We start from the raw sequence: 12,277 nt of genomic DNA, 5'->3' as shown, positions 1-12,277 counted from the left end.
GAGACGACTACGACCAGTGAGGGAACGCCAGCCATGTCGACACCGGAGCACGCTTTTGCGCCCCGTGCCGACCTGAACATGGCCCCGCACGCCGCGCCGGTGGACGACGTCGCCCACGAGCAGGTCGACGGGATCGGCCCGACAGGCCGCACGCGCCGCATCATCCCGGACCCGCCGCCGCTGCTGCACCACGGCCCGGCGAAGATCCTGGCCATCTGCAACCAGAAGGGCGGCGTCGGCAAGACGACGACGACCATCAACCTGGGCGCGGCGCTGGCCGAGCACGACAGACGGGTGCTGCTCGTCGACTTCGACCCCCAGGGCGCGCTCTCGGTGGGCCTCGGCGTGCACCCGCACCAGCTGGAAACCACGATCTACAACGTCATCATGGAGAACGACACCGCCGTTCCCGACGTGATCCGCAAGACCATGATCGACGGGATGGACCTGCTGCCGAGCAACATCGACCTGTCGGCGGCCGAGATCCAGCTGGTGTCGGAGGTGGGCCGCGAGCACACGCTCGTGCGCACCCTTCGTCCTGTGATCGAGCACTACGACTACGTGCTGGTCGACTGCCAGCCCTCGCTCGGCCTGCTCACGGTGAACGCCCTCGCGGCCGCGGACGGTGTGCTGATCCCGCTGGAGTGCGAGTTCTTCTCGCTGCGCGGGGTGGCGCTGCTCATCGACACCATCGAGAAGGTCAAGGAACGCTTGAACCCCAAGCTCGACATCACCGGCATCCTCGCGACGATGTACGACCCGCGCACGCTGCACTCGCGCGAGGTCATGGCCCGCGTCGTGGAGGCGTTCGGCGAGATCGTGTTCGACGCGGTCATCAACCGCACCGTGCGCTTCCCGGAGACCACGGTGGCCGGTGAGCCGATCACCCGCTGGGCACCGCGCTCGTCCGGCGCCAACGCCTACCGCGCGCTGGCTCGCGAGGTGATCGCCCGGTGAACCGCCGCCCGACGCTGCCGGGTGCCGCGGAACTGTTCAGGCTGACCGCTGCCGCGCCCTCCACCGAGGTCTCCTCCTCCGAGGACGCTCCGCAGCAACGCCGGGGTTCCGGCCGCACCAAGCACACCACGAAGATCACGGTCTACGTGTCCGACGAGGAACTGCTCGCTCTGGAACAGGCGCGGCTCGTGCTGCGCGGCGCGCACTCGCTGGGCGTCGACCGCGGGCGGGTGGTGCGCGAGGCGATCGCCATCGTGCTGGACGACCTCGAAACGCACGGTGACGCGTCGTTGCTGGTACGCAGGTTGCGCGAGCAGTGACAGAGCAAGCCCCCGCTGAGACCCCGGTCGACGACGGCAAGTTCAAGGTCCGGCTCACGAACTTCGAGGGCCCGTTCGACCTGCTGCTGCAGCTGATCTCCCAGCACACCCTCGACGTGACCGAGGTGGCGCTGCACACGGTCACCGACGACTTCATCGCGCACCTGCGCGGCATGGGCGACAAGTGGGACCTCGACGAGACCACCGAGTTCCTGGTCATCGCGGCGACGTTGCTCGATCTGAAGGCCGCCCGGCTGCTGCCCACCGGCGACGTCGAGGACGAGGACGACCTGGCGTTGCTGGAGGCGCGCGACCTGCTGTTCGCCCGGCTGCTGCAGTACCGCGCCTACAAGCAGGTCGCGGCCCTGTTCGCCGAGCTCGAACGGGGCGCGTTCCGCCGCTATCCGCGCTCGGTGTCGCTGGAACCGCGCTTCGAGGGCCTGCTGCCCGAGGTGATGCTCGGTGTCACGCCCGACAAGTTCGCCCTGATCGCGGCCACGTCCTTCCGCCCGAAGCAGAAGCGCACGCTGTCGGTCGACCACATCCACCAGCACCGCGTGTCGATCCGCGAGACCGCTGACATCTTGCGCGCGATGCTGATCGAGAAGGGCACCGCGTCGTTCTCCGAGATCGTCGCCGAGTGCACCGAGACCATGGAGGTCGTGGCGCGGTTCCTGGCACTGCTGGAGCTCTACCGCGAGAAGTCGCTGGCCTTCGAGCAGGAGGACCCGCTCGGGCCGCTGCAGGTGACGTGGGTCGGCGGGACGTTGGACGACGCGCAGGCGCAGGTGCACGCCGGCGACGAGGATGAGGACTACGGCTGATGAGCGAGCCACTGGTCGGGCCGGACGCGGCGGAGATCGAGAAGCCGGGACCGGCGTTCGACGGGGGCGAGCCGGAGGAACCCGACGCCGCGCTCGACGACGCGGCTCCCCCCGCTGTCGTGCTCGACGAGCCGGAGCCCGGGCCGGACCCGGCCGACACCGAGGACGCCGCCACCCTGGAGGCCCAGCTCCTCGCCGCGGCCCCGGAAGAGGCGATCGAGGACAGCGGTCTCCCCGACCTCACCGACGACGCCACCTTCGAGGCGGCGCTGGAATCCGTCCTGCTGGTGGTCGACAGCCCGATCGGCGAAGACGCCCTCAGCAGCGCTCTCGAGCAGCCGGTGAAGCGCGTCAAGCAGGCACTCCGTAGACTCTCCACCCGGTACACCGAGTCCGGCAGCGGCATCGACCTGCGCAGGGCGGGGGACGGCTGGCGGTTCTACACGCGAGACCGCTTCGCCCCGTTCGTGGAGAAGCTGCTGCTCGACGGTCAGCGCGCGAAACTCACCCGCGCGGCCCTGGAGACGCTTGCGGTGATCGCCTACCGGCAGCCCGTGACGAGGGCGCGGATCGCGGCGGTTCGAGGCGTCAACGTGGACGGTGTGATCCGGACCCTGGTCGCACGGGGGCTCATCGAGGAGACGGGCACCGACAGCGACACGGGTGGGATCCTGTACCGCACGACCGAACTGTTCCTGGAGCGGTTGGGGCTGTCGTCACTCGCCGACTTGCCGCCAATCGCCCCGCTGCTGCCCGAAGTGGATGCGATCGACGATGTCTGAGAACGAGGGCGTGCGCCTGCAGAAGGTGCTCGCGCAGGCGGGCGTCGCCTCGCGCCGCGCTTCCGAAGAACTGATCGAGCAGGGGCGGGTGCAGGTCGACGGCAAGGTCGTCACCGAGCAGGGCCGGCGGATCGACCCCGAGACCGCGGTCGTGCACGTCGACGGACTGCGGGTGCAGATCCGCGAGGACGTCGTCACGATCGCGCTCAACAAGCCGTACGGGATGCTCTCCACGATGGAGGACGAGATGGGTCGTCCGTGCGTGGGCGACCTGGTGCGCAGCCGCAAGGAGCGGCTGTTCCACGTCGGGCGCCTCGACGCCGAGACCGAGGGGCTGCTGCTCCTCACGAACGACGGCGAGCTCGCGCACCGGCTGATGCACCCGAGCTACAACGTCAAGAAGACCTACCTCGCCGAGGTCCCGGGACCTCTCGAGAAGGGTCTCAACAAGAAGCTCAAAGAGGGCATCGAGCTCGAGGACGGGCCGGTCAAGGTCGACTCCTTCAAACTCATCAGCTCCGTTCCCGGCAAGGCGCTGGTCGAGATCGTGCTGCACGAAGGCCGCAAGCACATCGTCCGCCGCCTCATGGAGGCCGCCGGATTCCCGGTGCAGTCGCTGGTCCGCGTCGCTGTCGGCGGTGTCTCCCTCGGAAACCAGCGCCCCGGTTCGATGCGGGTGCTGAACCGCCAGGAAGTCGGCGGGCTTTACAAGCTCGTCGGCCTCTGACCAGAATCTGAACCCCGCTCGCCCCTCCGGCCCCCGAACCGGAGGGGCGACCTGCGGTGAATCCCCATTCACCTCGCGACGAGAACGCTACGGCGACGACGTTGTAAGGGGTCGGAAGTGCGGATTGAACAACAGGGTGTGGACAATCGATCTCAGGGGGAGATCGACATGCCACGCACCGAACGCCCGCTGGAGAGCGCGGACACCGAGCTCGGCCGGTTCGCGGCCGAGCTGAGGACACTCCGCGACAAGGCGGGCACACCGTCCTACCGCGCACTCGCTTCACGCGCGCATTACTCGGCGGCGACGCTGTCCGACGCCGCCGGCGGCAAGAAACTCCCGAGCCTCGCGGTCACTCTCGCCTACGTCAAAGCGTGCGGCGGCGACGAACAGGAGTGGGAACAGCGCTGGCGCGACATCGCCGCGCCGCCCAGCCCGACGGCGGAAGCCCCGTACGTGGGCTCAAGGCGTTCCAGCGAGAAGACGCCGGCCGGTTCCACGGCCGCGAGAAGCTCACCGCCAAGCTGCTCGAACTCACGCGAACGCGTCCGTTCGCCGGCGTCTTCGGCGCCAGTGGCTCGGGCAAGTCGTCACTGTTGCGCGCCGGCCTGCTGCCGCGGCTGGACCAAGCGTTGATCTTCACCCCCGGAGTCCAGCCGCTCGCCGAGTGCGCCGTCCGCCTCGCCCAGCTCACCGGGCACTCCGCGGTGGTCCTGCACAGCGAGCTCACCGACCCCGCGGCACTGGGCCTGCTCGTCCGGCAGCACGACGAGAACCTCGTCCTGGTCGTCGACCAGTTCGAGGAGGTCTTCACCCTGGCGAGCCCCGAGCAGCGCGACTGGTTCGTGCAGGCCCTCGTCTCGGCACCGCACGTGGTCATCGGCGTCCGCGCCGACTTCTACGGCCACGTCGGCCGCCACCCCGAACTGGTCGAGGCGCTGGAAGGCGGCCAGCTCCTCGTCGGCCCGCTGACCACCGACGAACTGCGCAGAGCCATCGTCGAACCGGCCCGGCACGTCGGCGCCATCGTCGAGTCCGCCCTGGTCACCCGCCTCGTCGCGGACGTCGCGGGCCAGGCCGCCGCCCTGCCGCTCGTCCAGCACGCCCTCGTCGAGACCTGGCACCGCCGCCGCGGCATGACCCTGTCGCTCGCCGGCTACGAGGAGGCGGGCGGCGTCGAGCACGCCATCGCCCGCACCGCCGAGGCCGTGTACACCCAGTTCGACCACGACCAGCAGCAGATCGCCCGCCGCACGTTCCTGCGCCTGATCGCGCTCGGCGAGGGCACTGAGGACACCAAACGGCGCGCGAACCGCGAGGACCTCGACGCCGAGGTCCTCGACCGGCTCGCCAACGCCCGCCTGGTGACGCTCACCGAACAGCACGCCGAACTCACCCACGAGGCGTTGATCCGCTCCTGGCCGAGGCTGCGCGACTGGATCGCGGAGGACCGCGAGAAGCTGCGCGTGCACCACCGGCTCACCGAGGCCGCCGCCGGGTGGGACGGCGATCGCGACCTCCTCTACCAGGGCACGCGGCTGGCCCAGGCGGCCGATCTCGACACGACCGACCTGACCGAACCCGAACGCGCCTTCCTCACCGCGAGCCAGGCCGCCGGCCGTCGTCGCACCCGCCGGGCCCGCGCGGTGATCAGCGTCCTGTCGGTGCTGGTGCTCCTGCTGGCCGGCACGGCGGTGTTCGCGGTCACCAAGACACGGGAGGCGACGCAGCAGCGCAACGACGCGCTGGCCGGACGGGCCGCGGCGGAGGTCATGCGGCTGATCCCGGCCGATCCGCTGCAGGCCGCGCGCCTCGCTCTCGCCGCGTACGCGGTGACGCCCGGCCAGGTGACCCGCGACGCGGTGCTCAACGCCGACGCCGCCAGGCAGCTGCGGAACTTGCGGGGCGACCCGGAACTCATCGGCGCGACCCTCACGATGCAGACCGATGGAGAGCTGATCATCGCGGCGGGCAAGCCCGGTCCGGCCCGGATCATGACCAGGTACGGCCCGCTGTCGAACGCGCCGCTGATCGGCACCGACGTCGTCGGGGTCCTGCTCACCGCCGATGACCGGCGGGTCTTCGCGTTCGAGAGGTCCGGTGTGACGGGCATCTGGAACGTCGAGGATCCGGCACACCCGAAGCAGATCGGTGTGTTGCCGCTCGGCTTGGACGATCGCTGGCGCGACATCAACGACGACGGCACGTGGCTGGCCGTCACGAGGTACGAGATCAAGGAATTCTACGAGAACAAAGGTTCGCGTGGTCGGGCGACCGTCTGGGACCTGAGGGATCCGGCGAATCCCAGGAGTTTCACGCTGCCTTCGGAGAGTGTGAGCCAAGCCGACGTGGCCCCGGACGGCCGGAAGCTCTCTGTTCTGGAGTGGGACGAGGCCAACAAGTCCAACACCGTGCAGATCTGGGACCTCGGCGATGTGAAACCGCGACCGGGTGTGAAGATGCGGGTCGGTCGTGAGTCCATCGACGCCACAATCGGCAACGGCGGGCAACGTCTCGCGCTGAAGTCCCTGGACAAGATCGAGGTTTGGGACCTGTCGGCCTCACCACCGGCGCCGAGGGTGACGGTGCCGCGGCTGCCGGCGAACGACACCGCGCAGATCGCCTTCAGCGCTGACGACCGGCAGATCGCCGTGCTGGGCAAGAACACCGTCGAGATCTGGGATGTCGAGGACGAGGGCGAGGCGGTCACCGCAGGATCGTTCAGCTCTTTCCAGCAGCCGGAGGGACTGCGCTACCGGCCGAGGGAGAAGTCCTTCGCCGTCTTCGACGCAGGTCCGTCCACCTGGGCACTGAGCACGGACATGGAGAAGGTCCGCGACGGGCTCTGCCGGGAACGGGAGATCGCGCTGACCGACGACGAGTGGCGGCGCTACTTCTCTGACGTCGCAAGGGTGCCCGTGTGCTGAGTGCGTGAGCCGTGGGTGGCGCGTGCGCGGGCCACCCACGGCCACTCCGGCGCCGGTTCGGGGCGCGAGCACCGGGTCTTCCCCGTGGTTGCGTCTGCCTCGACATTAGGGCGAACGGGTTGTTCACGGTCATGTGTCCGCCGCTGAACAAAGTTCTCTGAACAATGACGGAATGCCGAGACGGGAACGCCCTCTCGACGAGGGGCAGAGCGGTCTCCTGCGGTTCGCGGCGGATCTGCGCCGGCTGCGGGAGCGTGCGGGCAGCCCCACCTACCGGGAACTGAGCCGGCGGGCGCACTACTCGGCGGCGGCGTTGTCGGAGGCGGCCGGTGGGCGGAAGCTGCCGAGCCTCGCGGTCACCAAGGCGTACGCGAAGGCCTGCGACGCCGATCCGGAGGAGTGGGCGCGGCGGTGGCGCGCGGTCGTCGAGTCCGAACCCCGTGGGGCCGATGACAGCCCGTACGTGGGGCTCGCGATGTTCCAGCCCGATGACGCGCCGAAGTTCTTCGGGCGCGAGCGGCTGACGGCCGAGCTGCTCACCACGCGGAACCGCCTCACCGGCGTCTTCGGACCGTCCGGGGTGGGCAAGTCCTCGTTGCTGCGCGCCGGGCTCATCGCCCGCACCCGCGAGCCGGTGCTGTTGTTCACGCCCGGCGCGAACCCGGTGGAGGAGTGCGCGATCGCTCTCGCCCGGCTCACCGGAGGGGAGGCGGGCGCGCTCGCCGGTGAACTGGAGGACCCCGGCGCGCTCGGCCGCAGGCGCCCGCACCTCGTGGTCGTCGACCAGTTCGAGGAGCTGTTCACGTTGTGCCGCGACGAGGAGCTGCGCCGGTGGCTGATCGGGGCGCTCCTCGGCTGTCCGAGGGTCGTCATCGGCGTGCGCGCCGACTACTACGGCCATTGCGCGCAGTACCCCGACCTGGTCGACGCCCTCGAAGGCGCGCAACTCCTCCTCGGTCCGATGACGTCCGACGAGCTCCGCCTCGCCATCACCGAACCCGCCGCGGTCGTGGGGTGCAAGGTCGAGACGGCGCTGCTGGCCAGGCTGATGGCCGACGCGGTGGGGCAGGCGGCCGTGTTGCCGTTGCTGTCGCACGCGCTCGCGCAGACCTGGCAGCACCGGCGCGGGATGACGCTGACCCTCGCCGGTTACGAGGAGATCGGCGGCCTCGAACACGCCGTCGCCCGCACCGCGCAGGAGGTGTTCGACGGTCTGTCCCCGGCCGGGTGGGACCAGGCGAGGCGGATCCTGCTGAGGCTCGTCACCGCCGACGGCACCAAACGCCGCGCGGGCCAGGCCGAACTCGAAGCGGACGACGAGGTGCTGTTCGCACTGGCCGCGGCGAGGCTCGTCGTGATCGACCGCGACGGCGTCGAACTGGCGCACGAGGCGTTGATCCGCAGCTGGCCCGCGTTCCAGCGCTGGGTCGAGGAGGACCGCGAGAACATCAAGGCGCAGCGCGAGCTCACGCACGCCACACAGACGTGGGAGTCGCTCGACCGCGACCCCGGCGTGCTGTGGCGGGGACGCCGCCTGGTGAACGTGCCCGCGGGACTTTCCTTGAACGTCAAGGAACGCGCCTTCCTCGCCGCCAGCCTGGCCGCGGAGGAGGAGGTCTCGGTGAGCGCCCGGAGACGCACCCGCCGGCAGCGCCAGTTGCTCGCCGCGCTCGTGGCACTCGTGGTCGTCGCCGCGAGCTCGACCGTCTTCGCCCTGCGGGCCGGCATCGCCGCCGAGGAGCAGCGCGCCCACGCGGCCGTGCTGAGAGCGGTGGGGGAGGCCGCCGCGCTGCGGTCCACGAACCCCGCCCTGGCGCAGCAGGTCGCGCTCGCCGCCTACCAGCTCGTGCCGTTGCCCCAGGCACGCAACGGGTTGAGGCAGGAGGACGTGCCGTCCCAGGTGCTGCGCGAAGCCCGGTCCGAGGTCACCGCGCTGGTGGTCGGCCAGACCCAGCAGCAGGTCGCGACCGGGCACCGCGACGGCACGGTCGTGCTTACGGCGCTGGACGACCTGCCGTCCCCGCGCACCTCCTACGACGCCACCAGGCACTCCGGGGCCGTCACCGCGCTCGCGATGGACCCGGCCGGTGGCCTGGTCGCGTCCGCCGCCGACGACGGCACCGTGCACGTCGTCGACGTCTCCCTCGGCAAACCGCGCGAACTGGCCGTGCTTCCCGTGCGTGCCACCGCGATCGCCTGGCAGGGCGGCACCCTCGTCACCACCGGCTCGGACGGCGCCCTGAGCTTCTGGACGGACCTGCGCGGCGAACGCCCGAGGCTCCTCACCACCGCCCAGCCCGGCCTGGGGCCGCTGGCGGGCCTGTCGTTCCGCCCGGACGGCCACGTCCTCGCCGCCGTCACCACCGGCCACGCCGTGCACCTGGTCGACGTCACCGACCCGCGCGACGTCAGGCTCCTGTCGCTGACCAGGGAGTTCGCCGGCAGCGCCCAGTTCGCCGACGAGGAGAGCCTGATGACCACCGCGGGTACGGCCGTGCACCTCTGGGACACCACGGACCCGCGCGACCCGGTCCTGCGCGCCGCGGTCCGGTCCGGCGGCGGCGAGGTCACGTCGGCCTGGCTCGCCGCCGGCCGGGTCGCGGTCGCCACCGACGACGGCCTGGTGCGGCTCTGGCAGGTCGGGGACGGCGAACCGGTCGAGCAGGCCCTGCTGCGCGGCCACACCGGGCCGGTCACCGCGGTCGGCCTGACGCCCGAGGACGAGGTCGTGACGGGCGGTGCGGACCGGGCGGTGCGGCTGTGGAACGCCGACCCGCGCGACCCGGCGGTGAGGATCTGCGAGCAGGCCTTTCCGCGGATGAGCCGCGAGTCGTGGGAGCAGTACTTCGGCGATCTCGACTTCACCCCGCCGTGCCGCGACTGAAAGCCCAGGACCCGGCCGGTGGAACGATCACGAAGCGCACGTGTTGATGGTCAGGGATTAGCGGGCCGTTAGACGGAGGGCGAACCTCTGGTGGACAATCCGGCCAGGAGGCGGCATGCCAAGAGGGGAACGTCCGCTGGGCCCGGAGGACACCGCGTTGCTGCGGTTCGCCGGTGACCTGCGCAGACTGCGTGACCAGGCAGGCAAACCGAGCTATCGCGAACTGGCCAGGCGCGCGAACTACTCGCCGACCGCGTTGTCCGACGCGGCCGGCGGGCGCAAGCTGCCGTCACTCGCGCTGACGCTCGCGTTCGTGCGGGCCTGCGAGGCCGATCCCGCCTCGTGGACCAGGCGATGGCGTGAACTCGCCGCCGAGCACACCCAGCCGTTGCACCCGAACACGCCGTACCCCGGCGGCGAGCCCTTCACCGAGGCCGACGCGAAGCGGTTCTTCGGGCGCGAGTGCCTCGTCGAGCAGGTCGTCGAGTCGGTCAGGGCCAAGCCCCTCACCGTCGTCTTCGGCGCCTCCGGATCGGGCCGGACGTCGCTGCTGCGCGCCGGTCTGCTGCCCGCCCTGGACGACGCCGTGGTGATCACGCCGGGGCAGGACCCGGTCCAGGACCTCGCCGCCGCCCTCGCCGAGATCTTCGAGAACACCACCGCGAGCCGGTTGGCGCGGGAGTTCCGGGAGGACCCCGACCACCTCAGGCTGCGGATCCGCCAGCACCGCCCGGGCCTCGTGCTCCTCGTCGACGACTTCGAGAGGGCGCTGGACGCGGACGACTTCGTCGCCACCGTGACCCGCTGCCCCCACGTCGTGCTCTCCGTGCGCGCCGACGAACGGCGGCGCTGGCACGCCAAGGGCGTCGACGGCGCCGAGATCACCATCGAGCCGATGAGCGCGGACCAGGTGCGCCGCGCGATCACCGAACCCGCGGCCAAGATCGGCGCCACCGTCGAGACGGCGGTCATCGCGCGACTGGTCGCCGACGCCGCGAACCAGCACGCGCTGCCGCTGGTGCAGCAGGCCCTCGTCGAGACGTGGCGGCGCAAGCGCGGCATGACGCTGTCGCTCGCCGGTTTCGAGGAGTCCGGCGGCATCGAGCAGGTCGTCGCGCAGTCCGCGGAGACCTTCTTCGAGGGCCTCGGCGAGTCCGACCGGCGGGCGGCCAGGCGGCTGTTCCTCCGGCTCGTCTCGGTGCCGCGCAACGGGATCGTGCAACGCCGCAACCGCCTGCTGGACGTCGACGCCCGCCTGCTCGGCCTGCTCGTGAAGGCGCGGCTGGTGACGCTCACCGAGGACGGCGCCGAACTGACCCATGACGCCGTGCTGCGCTGGCCGAGGCTCGCCGGGTGGATCGACGACGAACGCGAGAACCTCAGGACGCACCAGCAGCTCGTCACGGCGATCGAGCTGTGGGAGGCGAGCGACCGCGACCCGATGGCGCTCTACCGGGGCGTCCGGCTGCGCAGGGCCAAGGAGCTCGGCGAGTTCCTGACGGTCCAGGAGCGCCGGTTCGTCGACATGAGCACCAGACGCGAGACGCGCCGCTCGACGGCGTTGATCGCGGTGGTGGCGGTGCTGATCGCGTTGGTGCCCGGCACCGTCGTCTACGCCCTCTCGAACGAACGCAAGCTCACCGAGATGAGCGACAGGGCGCTGGGCGGCAAGGCGCTGTCGCAGTCCGAGGCGCTGCTGGAGCAACGCCGGCCGTACGCGGACAAGTACGCGCTGGTCGGCTACGAGGTCAGCCCGTCGGCCGAGGCCGAGAAGGTGCTGCGGCTCGCGAACGCGGTCGCGAGAGGCATCCCGTTCACCGGTACGCCGAAGGACGACGCGGACGTGGTGGTCGCCCCGCGCGGGGAGATGGCGGCGGTCACCGACCAGGACGGCACCGACCGGATGTGGGGCATCGACGACGGCAAGGCGTCGCCCGGCAGGAAGTTCGCCGACCGCCACCGGGTGGTGAAGCTCGCCGAACGCCGTGCCGTCACGCGCGACTTCAACGGCCAGGAACACCTCTGGTCCGTCGGCGACGCGAACGACATCACCTACCTGACGGCGTTGCCCAGCCGGTTCCGCACGCTCGACCTCAGCCCGGACGGCTCCCGGCTCGTCGGCAAGGTCGGCGCCGCGGTCGAGGTCGGGCTCCCGACGCCGGACGAGTCCGAGTACGCCGAGCTCTACGACCTGAGCGACCCGCGCCACCCCCGCAAGCTCCCGATGCCGGTCAGCAACCCCGGGACCGTCGCGCTGAGCCAGGACGGCCGCGAGCTCGCCACCGGTGTCTGGGACTCGGCCACCGGCACCACGACGATCGAGTTCTGGAGCATCGGCGGCACCGTCGAGTCCGCGGGTCCGCCGATGTCCCAGCACGCCTACGTCCGCGGCATCACCTACAGCGGCGACGGGCGCTGGCTCGCCGTCGAGCACTCCTCGCCGGAGTCGGTCGTCGAGGTGTGGCAGCGCGTGCCGAGCGGCACGCCCGTGCTGCGCGCACGGCTCGACACGGCGCTGCGGGCCGGTGCCCGAGTCTCGTTCTCCGACGACGGCCGCGTGGCCGTCGTCCGCGACAACGTCTTCGAGGTCCACCAGCTCTACGCGAGCGACCGTCAGGCGGACCGGCTCGTGTACGTCGTCGGGCACGGCAACTCCACGCGCGCGGTGTTCCGGCCGCAGAACCGCGACTTCCTGGTGCGCAGCGGGGGCCAGGACCCGGAGCTGCTGCCGTACGACCTCGACACCGGCCGCCTCATCAAGAGGATGTGTGAAAAAGACGGCGCGAGGCTCACTGACTCCGAATGGGTGAAGAGCTTCGGCGAAGTGGCTCGCGTGGACGTCTGCTGAACCGCCGC

General features: G+C 70.9%; 8 protein-coding genes and 1 pseudogene. All 9 read left to right on the top strand.

The features are described 5' to 3' along the window. Window positions 1-78 precede the first annotated feature (78 nt). The 9 genes and pseudogenes from LX88_RS37150 to LX88_RS37115 all read left to right on the top strand — a co-directional run bounded on the left by LX88_RS37150 (window position 79) and on the right by LX88_RS37115 (window position 12,269). Window positions 79-957 (top strand): ParA family protein, encoded by an 879-nt coding sequence (locus tag LX88_RS37150; protein WP_258952462.1) that lies wholly within the window; start codon window positions 79-81, stop codon window positions 955-957. Continuing rightward, entirely contained in the window at window positions 954-1,277 is a 324-nt protein-coding gene (locus LX88_RS37145) for a hypothetical protein (RefSeq protein WP_258952435.1), read from the top strand. The genes LX88_RS37150 and LX88_RS37145 overlap by 4 nt, the downstream gene beginning before the upstream one ends. Continuing rightward, on the top strand, window positions 1,274-2,101 hold the full coding sequence (locus LX88_RS37140; protein WP_090074109.1) for a segregation and condensation protein A: 828 nt from the start codon (window positions 1,274-1,276) through the stop codon (window positions 2,099-2,101). The genes LX88_RS37145 and LX88_RS37140 overlap by 4 nt, the downstream gene beginning before the upstream one ends. After that, window positions 2,101-2,883, top strand: a complete 783-nt coding sequence (gene scpB, locus LX88_RS37135; protein WP_258952434.1) for an SMC-Scp complex subunit ScpB — start codon at window positions 2,101-2,103, stop codon at window positions 2,881-2,883. The genes LX88_RS37140 and scpB overlap by 1 nt, the downstream gene beginning before the upstream one ends. After that, window positions 2,876-3,610, top strand: coding sequence for a pseudouridine synthase (locus LX88_RS37130; RefSeq protein ID WP_258952433.1), 735 nt, complete (start codon window positions 2,876-2,878; stop codon window positions 3,608-3,610). The genes scpB and LX88_RS37130 overlap by 8 nt, the downstream gene beginning before the upstream one ends. Before the next feature lie 168 nt (window positions 3,611-3,778). Next, window positions 3,779-3,946: pseudogene (locus tag LX88_RS44690) on the top strand (NB-ARC domain-containing protein); the annotation flags it as partial. A 59-nt stretch (window positions 3,947-4,005) separates the two neighbouring features. After that, entirely contained in the window at window positions 4,006-6,537 is a 2,532-nt protein-coding gene (locus LX88_RS37125; RefSeq protein ID WP_258952432.1) for a WD40 repeat domain-containing protein, read from the top strand. A 172-nt stretch (window positions 6,538-6,709) separates the two neighbouring features. Continuing rightward, on the top strand, window positions 6,710-9,421 hold the full coding sequence (locus tag LX88_RS37120; RefSeq protein WP_258952431.1) for an nSTAND1 domain-containing NTPase: 2,712 nt from the start codon (window positions 6,710-6,712) through the stop codon (window positions 9,419-9,421). 115 nt (window positions 9,422-9,536) lie between these two features. Continuing rightward, window positions 9,537-12,269 carry an nSTAND1 domain-containing NTPase gene (locus LX88_RS37115; protein WP_258952430.1) on the top strand — a complete coding sequence of 911 codons (2,733 nt, stop codon included), beginning with the start codon at window positions 9,537-9,539 and terminating at the stop codon, window positions 12,267-12,269. Window positions 12,270-12,277: the final 8 nt, after the last annotated feature.

The organism is Lentzea californiensis, from assembly GCF_024648825.1.
GTDB classification, from domain to species: Bacteria; Actinomycetota; Actinomycetes; order Mycobacteriales; family Pseudonocardiaceae; genus Lentzea; species Lentzea californiensis.
This window is presented reverse-complemented; position numbering and strand designations above follow the sequence as displayed.